This window comes from Mycobacterium sp. NGS48, assembly GCF_059812585.1.
The window spans coordinates 279,764-296,043 of sequence record NZ_JCALCY010000003.1; the positions used below are offsets into that span (position 1 = coordinate 279,764).

Sequence of the window (16,280 nt, forward strand, 5' to 3'; positions counted from 1 at the left end):
GCGCCGTGCGGGCTCGCATCGGCGAGGCATACTGCCAATTACGCAGCACCGGGGTTCTACTGCCCGAGAAGGCGTTGCTTTTGTTGAGTGAATTCCTCCTCGGTCAGGATCCCAGAGTCGCGGAGCTCGGCGAGTTCGCGTAGCTCGGCGGCGATTCCGGTCACTGGCCCGTTGAGCGACCTCGATAACGGCTCCGTGCGATTCCGACTGGTCGACGCTGCGGTCTCCCGCCTGCGTAACCCGGTAGTACTGCCTAGGGCGCGGCCGGCCATCCCCGCCGCAGCCATTTCGGCGTAGGGGATTTGTGATTCGCCGGCCGCGACGACCGACGTCGCAGCGGCACTGGCGCCCGGCGACACCAGAGCGACGTGGCGGATCGCCGGCGGAGCTGTCGTGGTCCAGGACTGTGGCACCGATAGTCCGGCGACCGAGTTGGCCTGACCCATGCTTGCCGCCACGGGTGTGCCCCAGCCTGGGAACGGGCTAAAGCCGGGAAACACACCTTTTGTATCTATCTGCGCGGCCTGGAGCGCAACAGCTACGCCGGCCGAGTCCACACCGAACGAGCCGGCCGAGTCGATACCGAAGGAGCCCGCCGAATCGATAACCAACGCACCGAAAAGGTCAGCACCCAAACCCGCAGCGGCCAGACTCACAGCCGGATCTGCGCTCAGCGCCGGCGCGAGCGCATTAACTGGCGCCGATGCCGAGCCCAGCTGCGATAGTCCTGCTCCGGGCGCTGTCAGGCTCTGCAGCGCGTGCGGCACCCCGGAGATCGACGAGATCGCTGTCTGCGCGCGGGTACCGGCCGAGGTGCCGGCGGCTTGGGCGACCGCGGCGGCCTGACCGGACAGGCCCCCGGGATTGCTGCTCGGTTGCGGCGGGATGAATGGCGTCAACATCGAGGCGGCTGCGGAGCTACCGGCATAGCCGTACATAGCGGCCGCATCTTGTGCCCACATTTCGCTGTAGTGCGCTTCGGTGGCCGCAATTGCCGGCGTGTTCTGGCCGAAGATGTTGGTTGCGATCAGCGCGGTCAATTGGGCGCGGTTGGCCGCGATCACCGGTGGGGGCACGGTCATCGCGAACGCGGTCTCGTAGGCCGCGGCGGCAGCTTTGGCTTGGGTGGCGGCCTGTCCGGCCTGGGCGGCGGTGGTGTGCATCCATGCCGCGTAGGGCAAGGCTGCGGCCACCATTGACGTCGATGCTGGCCCCCGCCACCCACCGGCGAGTTCGGAGATCACCGATTCGTACGAAGAAGCTGCCGAGCCCAAGTCGCTAGCGACTCCGTCCCAAGCCGCGGCTGCGGCCAGCATCGGCCCCGGTCCGGGACCGGCATACAGTCTGCCGGAGTTGACCTCTGGCGGAAGTATCGCGAAGTCCATTGTGTCATAACTCCTTTAGGTTGCTGCGATTGCGTTGGCGGCTTCGGTGGCCGCATACGACTGGGCGCTGACTCGCAAAGTGGTCACAAACTGCTCGTGAACCGCCGCGGCTTGTGCGCTGACGGCCTGATACATCTGGGCGTGGACGACGAATTGTGCTGCGGTCAGCGCTGATACCTCATCCGCGGCGGCGGGCACCACTGCCGTCGTGGGTGGCGCGGCCGCGGCGTTTCCGGCGTTCACCGCCGAGCCGATGCCCTGCAGGTTGCCGGCCGTTGCCGCCAACAGCTCTGGCTGTGTGGTCACAAATGACATGTTCATCGCTCCTTTACTCGGTCAAACAACTTTTGGACGGAGAACCGATCATCATTGTCCTGCGGTGTAACGACGCACGACGGTGAGGATTTCGCGTTCCAGTTTGGTCAGGGTGACGGCCTCGGAGAGCTGTTTATCGCCGTGGCCGATATCGGCGACATCCGCGCGACCGACGCCGTCGCCCGGTTGCGCGGCAGGGCGCCCCAGGGTCGCGGCGATTGCGGTGCGGTAGTCACTTGGACCCGCGGGCTTCTCGATACGTCCACGGGCAGCCAAACTGCCCCCGGCGGCGCCACCCAGGCCCGCTCCGGCCATACCCGCGATCGGCATGCCGGTTACCAGGCCGCCATCACCAGCTTGCGCTGCTGCCATCCCCGGGGCAGCGCCGAGACCCGCATGTTGCAGCGCAGCGGCGACAATCTTGGTGGGTACTGTGCCCACGCTCCAGCTCGGGGGGACCGCCAATGCGCCGATCGTCGTAGCCCGGCCCAAGTGTGCCGCAATCGGCGCCGCGGCAGGCGGTTGCGACGGCTGCTGCCGCTGCTCTTGCTCCTTTTGCTCGAGGCTTCTCGACGTGAGCCCGATATTGGTTGACACCAGCCCGATGTTAATGAGCACGATCGGAATCGCCGTCGAAACCACTGCTGTGGATACCCCCGACGCGATGATCGACCCCGCTGTCTCAAGCATCTGCAGCGTCATCAGCGGTGACGGTGGGTCCGCGGCTGACGCTGCGGGCGCTGCGAGCGCTTGCAACGCTTGGGGCATGGTGGACATCAGCTGTGCATGGCCGCCGGCCGACGTGCCGGCGGCTTGCGCGACCGCGCCGGCCTGGCCAGCCAGGCCGGCCGGATTGGTGGTTGGTGGCGGCGGACTGAAGGGCGTCAGCTGTGCGGTGGCCGCCGAATTGCCCGCATAGTCGTACATCGCTGCGGCATCCTGCGCCCACATCTCGCCGTATTGAGCTTCGTTGGCCGCGATCGCGGGGGTGTTCTGGCCGAAGATGTTGGTTGCGATCAGCGCGGCCAGTTGGGCGCGATTGGCGGCAATCACCGGCGGCGGCACCGTCATCACGAACGCGCCCTCGAACGCGGCCGCCGCAGCCTTAGCGGCGGTAGCGGTTTGCTCAGCCTGCGCCGAGGTGCCTGTCAGCCACGCCACATACGGGGCGGCGGCGGTGCCCATCGACGCCGACGCCGGTCCCTGCCACCCCCCACCTGTCAGCCCGGAGATCACTGACTGATAGCTGTTGGCTGCCAAGCGCAAGTCCGCGGCCAACTGGTCCCAAGCCGCCGCGGCGGCCATCATCGGCCCAGGCCCAGGGCCGGCATAAATTCTGCTGGAATTGATCTCGGGAGGTAATGCCCCATAATCCACTTTCGGTGCCTCCGGCTGGCTTAATGACGATGCATGGTCAACATCACGACCTGCACGTGACCGTTACATGCGTTGGCCACTATTCAAGGCGGCCGCCGGGCATTCCGGGGCTAAGCGCGATCGATGGACAGCGCTGCTCGAAACGCCTGGCCTAGACTGCGATTTCGGTTCGCTCTCAAAGAGTTCGGAGAATTTCGCGCTTCGTCCGCTGGACGCGACGACGTATGGTGCCCGTGCTCAGCGCATGCAGCATCTCCGACATTGCGGCAAACCAGTAGTTCGAGACCGGCAGACCGATTGCGGTACAGCCACCTGGTGGCACGAATCAGCGGAATGCCGCGCGACTTTGCCGATATAGGCGGCACTGTCCGGAAGCTATGATCCTCGGCTCCGCCATTGCCGATGCTGTCTGCGCTGCAGATACGTCTCTACGTCGCGGTTATGCTGTAGCGCGCAATGCCACGGTGTGGGGGCTGAGCAAGCACAGCAGCATCCCGCAGCACCTGTGCGCGGTATGTCGTTTGACGTCGCTCGCATTGTCTGGCCCCCAGATCACTCCCGGTCGGTCGAAGCGCCGCCGCGTAGGTCCGCCGACATCGCGTAGATAGCGCTAAAGCCGATCGCTTACCCGTAGATGACGGTGGGCAAACCGTCAATTCATTTCATTGCTGGCGACGGCTATCGGTACCACCGAACATTTCCGGTGCGACGCGCTGGTCAACAGTTCGCCGCGTGCCTGCGCGGGATCTGCTAACCCCACACGAAGTAGCGGACCCACAGATAGACGGCGGACAACGCGACGGAAACCGCGGTCACCACCGCGCCTTTGCGGGTGAATTCCCAAAACGAGATGGGATTCTCGGCGCGACGGGCGATTCCGAGCATGACGACGTTGGCGCTGGCCCCCACGGCGGTCAGGTTGCCGCCGAAGTCGGCGCCCAGCGCCAACGCCCACCACAGCACGTCGGGGTGGACGTGGTCGCGGATGGTGGCCGCCAGCTCGCTGACGATCGGGGTCATGGTCGCGACGTAGGGGATGTTGTCGATGACGCCGGATACCGGTGCGGATACGCCGAGGATCAGCATTGCGGTGACGAGCATGTTGCCGCCGGTTGCAGTGGTCGCGGAGCGTGCGAGCTGTTCCACGACACCGGTTTTCACCAGGGCGCCGACCATGACGAACAGGCCGGCGAAGAACAACAGCGTTTCCCATTCCACGCTGGACAGATAGTCGGAGCGCTCCAGCCTGGAGATCACGACCAGGACACCGGCGCCCAGCAGCGCCACGACGGAAGGCTCCATGTGCAGCGCCGAGTGCGTGATGAAAGCCGTGAAGACCAGTCCCAGGACAACCCCGCACTTGATGAGCAGCCCGTGATCGCGAATGGCCTCGCGCTCTTCCAGCGACATGACATCGGCGGCCCGTTCCGGATCGACCGTGAACGACCCACGGAACAGGAACGGCAACAAACCGACAAAGACGACGATGACGATGAGGACGATCGGCAGCATGTGCACGAGGAAGTCGTTGAATGTCAATCCGGCCCGGCTGGCAATGATGATGTTGGGCGGATCGCCGACCAACGTCGCGGCGCCGCCGATATTGGAGGCGAATACCTCAGCCATCAGAAACGGCGCTGCGTTGATTGCCAATCGATCGCACACCAATAACGTGACCGGCGCGATCAGCAAGACTGTTGTGACGTTGTCCAGCAAAGCCGAGGCGAACGCGGTGATCAGTACCAGCAGAATCATGATGCGCAGCGGGGAGCCCTTGGCACGTTTGGCGGCCCAGATGGCGAGATACTCGAAAACACCGGTTTGGCGCAGCACGCTGACGATGATCATCATCCCGAGCAACAGAAAGATGACGTCCCAATCGATTCCGGTCTCATGGGAGTAGAAGACGTCATCGGACCTGATCAACGGCAAGCAGACCACGACCGCTGCGCCCGCCAGCGCTACCAGCGTCTTGTTGATGCGGTCGCTGGCGATCAGCGCATAGGCGGCCACGAACACCGCAATTGCGACGACGCTCATCGACGACCCAGCCGGCGACGTTGCGCCGCTGTCGTCGGGATCAAGTTTTCAGCGCCGCTGCCAGCAAGCGCGATGCGGTGATCACTCCGTGTAAGGTGCCGTCCTTGACCACCGCGATCAGCGGGCTTCTCAGCCGCGCCATCACTGCGGCCACCTCGATGATGGTGTCGTCGGCGTCGGCCGACGGTACGTTGCGCAGGTGATCCGGCAACACATCGCGCACCGTCTTGCCACCCAACTTTTCCGCGGCACGGTCGGCCATGGATTCGTCGAGTACACCGGCAAGCGACGGATCGTCTTGCACGTAGCGGGGCACGATGAAGCGGACGACCTGGGATGCCGGTAGGACGGCGTACGACTTTCCAGACGTGACCACAATCCCGGGCAAGCGGTGTTCGGCGAGCATGCGGGCGGCATCGAGTGCGTCGGCATCGATGCTCACAACCGGAAAGTCCTCGGCGATGTCCTCTGCGTGCATACGGTGACAATACGTCCGCTGCGGGCGGGCTTGTTTGGTCTCCGACCATGATGGCGATGGCGCGCTCCCGGGTCGCTAGACGTTGCAGGACACGAACGCCGACCAGGCTTCCCGGCTCACCGAAAACCGACCCTATCAGCGTCGGCCGCACCCCATGTCATCAACGCGACGCGTGACCCGTGCCTGCGTACACTGGCGGGATGCTTGAACAGATCCGCGGGCCCGCCGATCTGCAGCACCTTTCCCAGTTGGAATTGCGCGATCTGGCTCACGAGATTCGTGAGTTTTTGATCCACAAGGTCGCGGCCACCGGGGGGCATCTGGGGCCTAACCTGGGCGTCGTCGAGCTGACGCTGGCGCTGCACCGGGTATTCGACTCGCCGCACGATCCGATCGTGTTCGACACCGGTCACCAGGCTTACGTGCACAAGATGCTGACCGGCCGCGCCGCCGACTTCGAAACGCTGCGCAAAAAGGGTGGGCTGTCGGGTTATCCGTCCCGCGCCGAAAGCGAGCACGACTGGGTGGAGTCCAGCCATGCCAGTGCCGCGTTGTCGTACGCCGACGGGCTGGCCAAGGCCTTCGAGTTGGCGGGGCACCGCAACCGGCACGTCGTCGCCGTGGTGGGCGACGGCGCGCTCACCGGCGGGATGTGCTGGGAGGCGCTGAACAATATCGCCGCCGCGCGCCGGCCGGTGATCGTGGTCGTCAACGACAACGGCCGCAGCTACGCTCCGACCTTCGGCGGCCTCGCCAATCACCTGGCCGCGCTGCGACTGCAGCCCAAGTATGAGCAGTTGCTGATCCGGGGGCGCGCCACGGTGCGCGGGATGCCGGTCATCGGTGAGTTGGTCTACCACTTCATGCACAGCGTCAAAGCCGGCGTGAAGGACGCGCTGTCGCCGCAGCTGCTGTTCACCGACCTCGGACTGAAGTATGTCGGGCCGGTCGACGGCCACGACGAACACGCCGTGGAGACGGCGCTGCGCAGTGCCCGCGGGTTCGGCGGCCCAGTGCTCGTGCACGTCGCAACCGGCAAGGGACACGGCTACGGTCCGGCTGAGGCCGACGAGGCCGAACAGATGCATTCCTGCGGGGTGATCGACCCGGCGACCGGGTTGGCCACGAAGGTGCCGGGGCCGGGCTGGACGGCAGCGTTCTCCGAGGCGTTGATCGAACTGGGTGCCAAACGCCGTGACGTGGTCGCGATCACCGCGGCGATGCCCGGCCCCACCGGGCTGACGGCCTTCGGGCAGCGCTTCCCCGACCGGCTGTTCGACGTCGGCATCGCCGAGCAACACGCGATAACGTCGGCGGCCGGCCTGGCCATGGGCGGGCTGCACCCGGTGGTGGCGATCTATTCGACGTTTCTCAACCGGGCATTCGACCAGATGATGATGGACGTGGCGCTGCACAAGTTGCCGGTCACCATGGTGCTCGATCGGGCCGGGATCACCGGGCCCGACGGCGCCAGCCACAACGGCATGTGGGATCTGTCGATACTGGGCATCGTGCCGGGGATGCGGGTGGCCGCGCCCAGAGACGGTGCCCGGCTGCGCGAAGAGCTCGGCGAAGCCCTCGACGTCGACGACGGTCCTACCGCGATCAGGTTCCCCAAAGGGGATGTGGGCGAAGACATTCCGGCCGTCGAGCGGCACTCCGGCGTTGATGTGCTCGCGCTGCCGGCCGAAGGGCTGAACCATGACGTGCTGCTGGTCGCGGTCGGCGCGTTTGCGTCGATGTCGTTGGCGGTGGCCGAGCGGCTGCATAACCAGGGCATCGGCGTGACCGTGATCGACCCGCGGTGGGTGCTGCCGGTCTCTGATGTCGTGCGCGACTTGGCGGTGACGCACAAGCTCGTCGTCACGCTGGAGGACAACGGCGTGGCCGGCGGGGTCGGTTCGGCGATCTCGGCGGCGTTGCGGCGCGCCGAGATCGACGTGCCGTGCCGCGATGTTGGGCTGCCGCAACAATTCTTCGACCACGCCTCCCGCGGTGAGGTACTCGCCGAGGCAGGCCTGACCGATCAGGACGTGGCGCGGCAGATCACCGGCTGGGTTGCGGCGTTGGGAAGCTCGGTCACCGAAGCTGAGATCCGCGAGCACCTGGACTGAGGGCCGCAGCGAAATGGGTGGCTCGCGGCTCGATCTCGGACCACCGGTGCCGCTGCTACGGATCTTCGACGTCGCCGGCGCGCTGGAGTTCTACTGTGATTACCTCGGTTTTCGCCGCGACTGGGAGCATCGCTTCGAGCCAGACCTGCCCGCCTATATCCAGGTGAGCAGGTCGGATGTGGTGCTGCACCTCACCGAGCATTACGGCGACGGCAGTCCCAACACCGTGCTGTGGATTCCGGTCGGTGACATCGACGCGCTGCACGCCGAGCTGATCGGCCGGCGTCACGGCTACTCCAGTCCGGGGATCGAGGCCGGTGCCCCCGGCGGGCCGACGATGACTGTCATTGATCCGTTCGGCAACCAGTTGCGGTTCTGCCAGCGCACAAGCTAACTGGACGACGGCTGCAATGCCGCGGCCAGCTCCGGCACCACCAGTTGACGCTGCCAATTGCGGGCGCCGCCGACACGGAGAAAATCGTCGATGGCCGTCGTCGCGTCGGCGGGGCTATCCCAGTCCCAGCACAGCCGTCGCACCAGGTCGGGGGAGATCAAGTTCTCCGTCGGCACCGCCACCCGCTCCGCGACTTTCGTCAGCGCGGCGCGGGCCGCATCCAGCCGCGCGGCGGCTTCGGGTCTGCGCTTAGACCACCGCGCCGGCGCCGGCGGGCCGTTGGGGGGTTCGGTTTCCTCGACCGGCTCGCGGTTGTGCCGGGCGGCCTCCAGCGCCGCAAACCACATTGCCGCGCTGCGGCGTTGCTTGCGTCCGCCGAAGATGGGCAGATCGACGAGGTCGTCGATGGTTTTCGGGTCGGCGACGGCGGCCGCGATGATCGCCGAATCGGGCAGGATCCGGCCCGGCGCGATGTCGCGGCGTTGGGCGATGCGGTCGCGCGCTGTCCACAATTCGCGCACCGCGGCCAGCCCGCGCTGGTTGCGCACTTTGTGGATCCCCGACGTGCGTCGCCACCGGTCGCGCCGGGTGGGCTGGGCCGGCTCTGCGCCGGAGGTCCGCAGGTATTCGAATTCCTCTGCCGCCCAAGAACTTTTATCTTGTTCTGCGAGCACTCCGACGATCGCCTGGCGCAACTCAATGAGCAACTCGACGTCGAGGGCCGCATAATTCAGCCAGGCCGCCGGTAGCGGGCGTTTGGACCAGTCGGCTGCGCCGTGGCCTTTGACCAAACCCAGGCCCAGTAGTCGCTGCACCTCCGCCGCCAGATTGACCCGGTCGAATCCGGCCAGCCGGCCGGCCAGCTCGGTGTCGTACAAGCTCGGTGGCCGCATGCCAACCTCGGCCAGGCAGGGCAGATCCTGGTCGGCGGCGTGCAGGATCCACTCATCGTCGGCGAGCACCTCGGCGACCGGTCGCAGCACCGTCAGCGGGTCGCCGCCATGGCTTACCGGGTCGATGAGCACGGTGCCGGCGCCGGCGCGCCGGATCTGGATCAGATAGGCGCGATTGGAGTAGCGGAATCCCGACGCCCGCTCGGCGTCTACCGCGAACGGTCCGTGCCCGCCGGCCAGCAACTCCGCTGCGGCGGTGATTTGGTCCGTGGTCGCCGAGAGGTCCGGCACGCCCTCGGCGGGATGCAGCAACGGCGTGACGTCGGCATCGACTTCCGGTTGAACGGGCGCGTCGGACATCTCAGGCGCGGGACCGCGACCCGAGGTCGGTCACCCCCACTGGCGGAAGCCCTGCAGCGTGCTCGAGCACTTCGCAAAACGCCTCGACGTGGGTGCCGATGTCGGGGGTGATCGCGGTCCAGGAGGCCCGGAGTTCGAGTTGGTGGGCGCGGGGCGGTCCGGAGATGTCGCCGTAGCGCACCGACGTGGTGGCGGTGACGGTGCCGCCGAGAGCCGTGACGTCCTCGGCGCGTGCCTCCAGGGCGTCGACCAGCCAACTCCACGCCACTTCGGGTAGCAACGGGTCGATGGCCTCGCTGGAGTCCAGGTCGGCCTGGATGTAGGCGACGAGCCGCATCGTGCCGTCCCAGGCGTCGGCGCCGTCAGGGTCATACAGCAGAATCAGCCGGCCGAAGGCGTCACCCTCGGAGCGCTCCGGGACGATCGCGACGTCGGGGTGCTTGACCTCGGCGCCCAGCGCGTAGCTGTACGGCGCGAGACGCTGCGGCGGCCGGATGGGGCCGAGCTCGATCTCCGGCCGCACGGTTGCGGCGTTCATCGCCGTCACCGCCTCGCGGAATGGGACCGGTTCGGCTGCAGTCACAACCTCTGACGCTAGACCTATCCGCAGATGCGTGGAAACAGGCGCGCCGCAGTCTGCTCGGGCGGCTAAGACTCGCTGGGGAAGCGAGCCGGTCGCTTTTCGCGGTGCGCGGCCAGGCCTTCGGCCACGTCCGGCCCGCTGAAACTGAGAAACTCCAGGCCAAGCGAGGTTTCGAAGGCCGGCGCGAACATCCGGTACCAGTGGTTGAGGCTGTGTTTGGTAAACCTGATCGCTGATTGCGCGCCCTGTGCCAGGTCGCCGGCGATGCGGGTCGCGGTGGCCAGCACCTGGTCGTCATCCACGCAGGTCGAGACCAGGCCGATCCGTTCGGCTTCCTCGCCGGTCAGCGGCCCGCAGGTGAGCAGGTAGTACTTGGCCTTGGCCATGCCGACCAACAACGGCCAGCAGATCGCGGCGTGATCGCCGGCGGCCACGCCCAGCTTGGTATGGCCGTCGATGATCTTGGCGTTGCGGCCCGCCACCGACACGTCGGCCAGCAGCGCCACCACCAGTCCGGCGCCGACCGCCGCACCGTGAATCGCCGAGACCACCGGCTTGTCGAGGTTGACCATGTTGAGTACCAGGTCGCGGGCTTCGCGCATGATGCGCATCCGGTCGGGAAACTCGCCCATGGTCTCCTGGATCAGGTCGAAGCTGCCGCCGGACGAGAACGCTTTACCTTCGCCGCGGACCAGGACCGCCCGCACGTCGGGATCGCGATTGATCGCCGGCCAAATCTCGGCGAGATCGCGATGCATCTGCGGACCCACCGAGTTCAGCCCGGGGGCGTCGAGAATCACCTGCAGCACGCCGTCATCGCCGGGTTCGATTCGCAGACTTGGGAATTCGTCGTAGTTGACTGGGGGTTGCTGTACTGGCATACCGACGAGGTTACGCACGCACGGCTCGGGTCCCCACGTCGGCCTTGATGTCGCCCCGGACGATCCGTTCGGCCAACCGCGAGGCCAGCGCCATGATGGTCAGCGCCGGGTTCGCACTGCCCTGAGTGGGGCACACCGAACCGTCTGCCACGAACAGGTTGGGCACCGCCCAACTCCGCTGGTCGGAGTTGACGACGCTGGTGTCGGGGTCGCTGCCCATCCGTGCGCCGCCGATCAGATGAGCGAAGCGCTGGATGGTCAGCACGTCCTGGGCCCGGGCCGCGTGCAGGATGTTGGTGATGACGTTGGTGGAGTACTCCATGTTGTCCTTGTCGTTCTCCGACAGCGCGTAGTCGAAGCGGGCGACCGGAATGCCGTACTGGTCGGTCTCCTCGGCGAGCGTGACCCGGTTGTCCGGGTGCGCAAGCAACTCGTTGAGCACGCCGATGGTGGCCCAGTGGTTGTAGTCGCGCATGTATTCGCGCAGTGCAGCGCCCCAATGCCCGTCGGCCAGCACGTGTTCGGCCCATCCGATCGGCAGTGGCGACACCGTTTGGATGGAAAATCCGCGCGCGAAGCCGCGATCCGGATCCGTCTCGTAGAACTGCTCGGACGACACCTCCGGCGGCGGTGCCTTGTACATCCGCAGCTCGTCGGGCCAGCGGCCCGCGGTCTGCGAGGCGCCCTGCACCATCACGTAACGGCCGACCTGGTCGCTGTTGTTGCACAATCCGTTCGGGAACTTCTGACTGGTGGAGTTGAGCAGCAGCCGAGGAGTCTCAATCGAGTAGCAGGCCACCGCAACCACTTTGGCGCGCTGGAATCGTTCCTTCCTACTGTCTTCGTCGAAATAGGTTACGCCGCTGGCATTCCCAGTCTCATCGAGTTCGACGCGGGAGGCCATGCAGTTGGCCCGGACCTCCACACCGTGGGCCAGCGCGTCGGGCAGATGTGTGACATACGGGCTGGCCTTGGCGTTGACCTTGCAGCCCTGCAGGCAGTAGCCACGATAGATGCAGTGCGGCCGGTTGCCGAATGTGCCGTTGACGATGCCGACCGGGCCGACCCGCATCTCGATGCCGAGGTTGAGCGCTCCTTCCCAGAGTTTCATCGCCGCACCCGAAACGGGATGCGGGGCAAAAGGATAGCGGTGCGGCTCGCCCCACGGCCAGTCCTGGCCGGCGACCGGCAACTCCTGCTCCAGGCGCTCGTAGTGTGGTCGCAGATCGGCGTAGCTGATCGGCCAGTCGGCGCCCACCCGGTCGCGGGTGAACGTCTCAAAGTCGCTGGGATGGAAGCGCGGTGTGTAGCCGGCGTAGTGCACCATCGAGCCGCCCACACCGCGGCCGGAGTTGTTCTTGCCCAACTCGATCGGATCCGAGCCGCCGATGATCCGCTTTTGCGTCCAATACAGCTGATGCGACCCGGCCTCGTCGGATACCCAGTCCTCGTCGGGATGCCAGAACGGGCCCGCCTCCAGGATCACGACCCGCCAGCCGGCGCGCGCCAGCCGCTGGGCGAGCACCGAACCGCCGGCGCCGGCCCCCACCACCACCAGGTCGACCTCTTCGTCGTCGTGGTAGCGGCGCATGGTGGCCTTGCCGGGCAGGTCACGCGAGTGCACGTCGAGCAGGAATCGGGAGTCGTTGTCGGCCGGTCCCAGTGCGCCCTTGAGCAATCCGCGCCAAAAATCACCCATCGATGTCGTCCTCGTCGACGGTCGTGACCGGGTCCTCATCGGTGGCGCCGGGCTTCTCGTACGGCTCCCGGCTGCCGACCCCGCCGAGCCGCATGAAACCGCGGGGATAGGCCGGGCCGCCGAACCCGATCTCGTTCCACGCCCACGGATGACTGTAGAACGCCGAAAGCGCCATCCGCATCACCACTGACCACGCGCGGGAGACGTTCAACTTCTCCCAACTGCCGCCGTACAACTGGGCGTCGGCGAACCGCTGGACTACAGATTCGCGCGTCGTAGCTTCGGCGGCTCCGAACGAGTCCGCCCCGGCGTCACGGGCCGCCTCGTCCAACCCTGCCAGTACCAGGCGCCAGGTGTCGCGGTCGTCGGGCATGTCGTCGTATTGGTAGCCGTCCAGCTGGCCGTCGGCGAGCTTGGCGTCGACGAACTCGGCCACCGGAACCCGCGGCTCACCGTCCTGGGCCAGCACGGTGTCGCAGAACATCCGCAGCGTCGGCTCCTCGGCCGGCTCGAAAAACCGCAGCGGTCCGGGTTCATCCAGCCGGGCCAGCACCACTTTGCGGGTGGCGTCGTCCCAGGTATCGGCGGTGGACAGCACGTCGTAGTCGGGGTAGCGGCCGATCATCTGCGGTGTGACACCACGGCGCTGGCGCGGCAGCCACGACGGGTGCAGCGGCTTGCCGTCGGGCCGCAGGTTGGGCAGATGCTGACCGCTGGCGATGTCACGCATGCTCACTTCTCGCGCCGCATGATCGCCGCCAGCAGGCCCATCGCGCCGACGACGCTCATCAGCCCGGGTGCGGCGATCGGCGGACCCATCGGCACGTTGTAGTTGTAGAGCCGCCAGCCGCCGGGCCGGCGCGCGACGCCGCGGGCGTGGAAATACTGGCCCATCAGCCCGTTCGCCGCGTAGATGCCCGCGGTGACGGGCAGCCACCGCTTGGCCCAGTGCTTCGAGAACACCCCGGCCACCCCGGCGACCACCACCGGCGGCGTCACGACGATCGGGCTCCACATCCATTTGTTGCCGAAGCTGGCCCGGTAGTGCTCGAAGTACACCTCGGCGGTCGTCACGACCGCCGCGAACGCCGTCAGCCCCGACAACGTCCGCTCGAAACGGCCATGTGCGATATTGCGCAACACCCGGTCGATCAGGTATTCCGCCTCGCCGACCAGGTTCGTGTCCTTGGCCGGCTTGTCCATCAGGAACATCAACCGTCTCCTTTCACGCCGTCGGGGCGGCTGAGGATGAGCACACCGAAATGGGCGGGCCGTCGCCGCATCGACCGCATTCCCCAAAACGGCCGTGCGCACACTTCGGGTCATCCCCATGGGCTGTCGTGGCAGCATTGAGCGCGATGACTACTCGTCGCGACCTTCCCGACTCGCCGTATCTGGCTGCCGCCAGCGGCCGCAAGCCCGCCCGGGTGCCGGTGTGGTTCATGCGCCAGGCCGGCCGCTCGCTGCCCGAATACCGGGCGCTGCGGACACAACACAGCATGCTGGCGGCCTGCTTCGACGCCGAGCTGATCACCGAGATCACCATGCAGCCGGTGCGCCGCCACGACGTCGACGCGGCGATTCTGTTCTCCGACATCGTGGTGCCGCTCCGCGGTGCGGGCGTCGAGCTCGATATCGTCCCCGACGTCGGCCCGGTCATCGCCGCACCGGTGCGCAGCGCGGACGACATCAGCGCACTGAAACCTCTAGAGCCACAGAATGTTCAACCGGTATCAGAGGCCGTTGCGCTGCTGGTGGACGCTCTGCGCGATGTCCCGCTGATCGGTTTCGCCGGTGCGCCGTTCACGCTGGCGTCCTATCTGGTGGAGGGCGGTCCGAGTCGTCACCACGCTCGCACGAAGGCGATGATGCTGGCCGAGCCGGACAGCTGGCGTGCGCTGATGGAAAAGCTGACCGACTTGACCATCGCCTTCCTGCGGGTACAACTCGACGCCGGCGTGGACGCCATTCAGGTGTTCGACTCGTGGGCCGGTGCGTTGTCGTTGTCGGACTACCGCCGTTATGTGCAGTCCCACAGTGCGCGGATCTTCGCCACACTGGCCGAATACGGCGTCCCGATGACGCACTTCGGGGTGGGCACCGCCGAATTGCTGGGGGCGATGTCGGGGGCCGGTGCCACGGTGGTGGGAGTCGACTGGCGGACGTCGCTGCTCGACGCCGCCTGGCGGGTCGAGGCCGGCACGGCGCTGCAGGGCAACCTCGATCCCGCGGTGCTGCTGGCCGGCTGGCCGGCGGTGGAGCGGGCGGCCCGGGCAGTGGCCGACGACGGGCGGCGTGCCGTGGAGGCAGGCGCCGCAGGCCACATCTTCAACCTCGGACACGGGGTGCTGCCCGACACCGATCCCGACGTGCTGACTGAGTTGGTGTCATTGGTGCACTCGCTGTGAGATCGTATTGCGTTGTCGGGGGCGGTATCTCAGGGTTGACGGCGGCCTATCGACTATGGCTGGCCGTCGGTGACGACGCGACGATCACCCTGTTCGATCCCGCCGACCGGCTCGGCGGGGTCCTGCGCACCGAGCGCCTCGGCGGGCAGCCGATGGACGTTGGCGCCGAAGCGTTCGTGCTGCGCCGGCCCGAAGTGCCGGCGCTGCTTGCCGAGTTGGGTCTCGCGGACCGGCAACGCGACACCACCGGTGCCCGGCCGCTGATCTACAGCCAGGCCCGGCTGCAGCCATTACCGACCGACACGGTCAACGGAATCCCGTCGTCTGCGGAATCGGTCGCGGGCCTGGTCGACGACGGGACCGTCGCACGCATTGCCCAGGAGCCCAACCGTCCGCTGCAGTGGCGACACGGCAGCGACCCGAGCGTCGCCGAGTTGGTGGTCGACCGGTTCGGCGAGCAGGTGGTGGGCCGGGTGGTGGACCCGCTGCTGGCCGGTGTTTATGCGGGTTCGGCAGCCAGTATCGGGCTGCGCGCGGCGGCGCCGTCGGTGGCCGCGGCCCTCGACGCCGGCGCGACCAGCCTGACCGCTGCGGTCGGCCAGGTGCTGAGCACGACCAGCCGGGGGCCGGTTTTCGGCGCGGTCGACGGCGGCTACTGCGTGCTGGTGGACGCGTTGGCGCGGAGCAGCCGGGTGCGCTGGGTGCAGACGACGGTGCAGCGCCTCGAGCATGCCGATCGGGGCTGGGCGCTGCACGACGACGCCGGGACGCCATGGCAGGCCGACGGGGTCATCCTGGCCGTTCCCGCGCCGCGGCTGGCGCCGCTGGTCGAAGGGATTGCCCCGCGTAGCGCCGCGGCCGCGAACCGGATTCGTAGCGCGTCCTCTGCGGTGGTGGCAATGGCGGTGCCGTCTGGCATGGCGTTTCCGGAGCAGTCTGGGGTGCTGGTGGCCACCGGCGAAGCTTTGCGTGCCAAGGCGATCACCTTGTCGTCGCGCAAATGGGGCAGCGGCGGCGAGGTGGAATTGCTGCGGTTGTCGTTCGGCCGGTTCGGCGAGGATCTGGCCTTGCGGGCCTCCGACGACGAACTGCGGGCGTGGGCGGTGGACGACCTGGCCACCGTGTTCGGGGTGGCGGTCGAGCCGTTGGATGTGTGTGTGCAGCGCTGGCCCGATGCGATGCCGCAATACGGCCCCGGTCATGCCGATGTGGTCGCCGAATTGCGTGCCGGACTGCCGCCGGGAGTGGCGGTGGCGGGCAGCTACCTGGACGGGATCGGGGTGCCGGCGTGTGTCGGCGCGGCCGGTCGAGCGGCGTCGGAACTGCTGAAGGTGGGCGTGGCACGATAGAGCC

15 protein-coding genes are annotated in these 16,280 nt (G+C 67.1%); 4 read left to right on the top strand and 11 right to left on the bottom strand.

What is annotated here, in order from left to right; translation table 11 throughout:
• Positions 1-56: 56 nt before the first annotated feature.
• The 5 genes from AC5Y42_RS08295 to AC5Y42_RS08315 form a co-directional block, all read right to left on the bottom strand.
• Positions 57-1,385 carry a PPE family protein, SVP subgroup gene (locus AC5Y42_RS08295; protein ID WP_499897225.1) on the bottom strand — a complete coding sequence of 443 codons (1,329 nt, stop codon included), beginning with the start codon at positions 1,383-1,385 and terminating at the stop codon, positions 57-59.
• Between the two features lie 15 nt (positions 1,386-1,400).
• On the bottom strand, positions 1,401-1,700 hold the full coding sequence (locus AC5Y42_RS08300; RefSeq protein WP_499897227.1) for a PE family protein: 300 nt from the start codon (positions 1,698-1,700) through the stop codon (positions 1,401-1,403).
• Positions 1,701-1,751: 51 nt separating this feature from the next.
• Positions 1,752-3,077 carry a PPE family protein gene (locus AC5Y42_RS08305; RefSeq protein ID WP_499897229.1) on the bottom strand — a complete coding sequence of 442 codons (1,326 nt, stop codon included), beginning with the start codon at positions 3,075-3,077 and terminating at the stop codon, positions 1,752-1,754.
• Positions 3,078-3,827: 750 nt separating this feature from the next.
• Complete coding sequence (locus AC5Y42_RS08310; protein WP_499897230.1) at positions 3,828-5,117, bottom strand: ArsB/NhaD family transporter; 1,290 nt, start codon at positions 5,115-5,117, stop codon at positions 3,828-3,830.
• A 40-nt stretch (positions 5,118-5,157) separates the two neighbouring features.
• A complete protein-coding gene (locus AC5Y42_RS08315) occupies positions 5,158-5,595 on the bottom strand; it encodes a CBS domain-containing protein (protein ID WP_499885900.1) in 438 nt (145 codons plus the stop codon).
• 200 nt (positions 5,596-5,795) lie between these two features.
• On the opposite strand from AC5Y42_RS08315, the gene dxs reads away from it, so the two are divergent.
• Positions 5,796-7,709 carry a 1-deoxy-D-xylulose-5-phosphate synthase gene (dxs, locus tag AC5Y42_RS08320; RefSeq protein WP_499897231.1) on the top strand — a complete coding sequence of 638 codons (1,914 nt, stop codon included), beginning with the start codon at positions 5,796-5,798 and terminating at the stop codon, positions 7,707-7,709.
• A 13-nt stretch (positions 7,710-7,722) separates the two neighbouring features.
• Entirely contained in the window at positions 7,723-8,103 is a 381-nt protein-coding gene (locus AC5Y42_RS08325) for a glyoxalase superfamily protein (RefSeq protein ID WP_499897232.1), read from the top strand.
• On the opposite strand, the gene AC5Y42_RS08330 is transcribed toward AC5Y42_RS08325, so the two are convergent.
• The 6 genes from AC5Y42_RS08330 to AC5Y42_RS08355 all read right to left on the bottom strand — a co-directional run bounded on the left by AC5Y42_RS08330 (position 8,100) and on the right by AC5Y42_RS08355 (position 13,722).
• On the bottom strand, positions 8,100-9,356 hold the full coding sequence (locus tag AC5Y42_RS08330) for an HRDC domain-containing protein (protein ID WP_499897233.1): 1,257 nt from the start codon (positions 9,354-9,356) through the stop codon (positions 8,100-8,102). The genes AC5Y42_RS08325 and AC5Y42_RS08330 overlap by 4 nt on opposite strands.
• Before the next feature lies 1 nt (position 9,357).
• The gene (locus AC5Y42_RS08335; protein WP_499886349.1) at positions 9,358-9,894 is read right to left on the bottom strand and encodes a DUF3000 domain-containing protein; all 537 of its coding nucleotides are present in this window, start codon (positions 9,892-9,894) and stop codon (positions 9,358-9,360) included.
• 110 nt (positions 9,895-10,004) lie between these two features.
• Positions 10,005-10,820, bottom strand: a complete 816-nt coding sequence (locus tag AC5Y42_RS08340) for an enoyl-CoA hydratase/isomerase family protein (RefSeq protein ID WP_499897235.1) — start codon at positions 10,818-10,820, stop codon at positions 10,005-10,007.
• 10 nt (positions 10,821-10,830) lie between these two features.
• Positions 10,831-12,519 (bottom strand): GMC family oxidoreductase, encoded by a 1,689-nt coding sequence (locus AC5Y42_RS08345; RefSeq protein ID WP_499897237.1) that lies wholly within the window; start codon positions 12,517-12,519, stop codon positions 10,831-10,833.
• The gene (locus tag AC5Y42_RS08350) at positions 12,512-13,249 is read right to left on the bottom strand and encodes a gluconate 2-dehydrogenase subunit 3 family protein (RefSeq protein ID WP_499897239.1); all 738 of its coding nucleotides are present in this window, start codon (positions 13,247-13,249) and stop codon (positions 12,512-12,514) included. Before AC5Y42_RS08350 ends, AC5Y42_RS08345 begins: the two co-directional genes overlap by 8 nt.
• A gap of 2 nt (positions 13,250-13,251) precedes the next feature.
• Complete coding sequence (locus tag AC5Y42_RS08355) at positions 13,252-13,722, bottom strand: hypothetical protein (RefSeq protein WP_499897572.1); 471 nt, start codon at positions 13,720-13,722, stop codon at positions 13,252-13,254.
• Positions 13,723-13,877: 155 nt separating this feature from the next.
• Between AC5Y42_RS08355 and hemE the strand changes: the two genes are divergently transcribed.
• The gene (gene hemE, locus AC5Y42_RS08360; RefSeq protein WP_499897241.1) at positions 13,878-14,927 is read left to right on the top strand and encodes a uroporphyrinogen decarboxylase; all 1,050 of its coding nucleotides are present in this window, start codon (positions 13,878-13,880) and stop codon (positions 14,925-14,927) included.
• Positions 14,924-16,276 (top strand): protoporphyrinogen oxidase, encoded by a 1,353-nt coding sequence (locus tag AC5Y42_RS08365; protein ID WP_499897243.1) that lies wholly within the window; start codon positions 14,924-14,926, stop codon positions 16,274-16,276. The genes hemE and AC5Y42_RS08365 overlap by 4 nt, the downstream gene beginning before the upstream one ends.
• Positions 16,277-16,280: the final 4 nt, after the last annotated feature.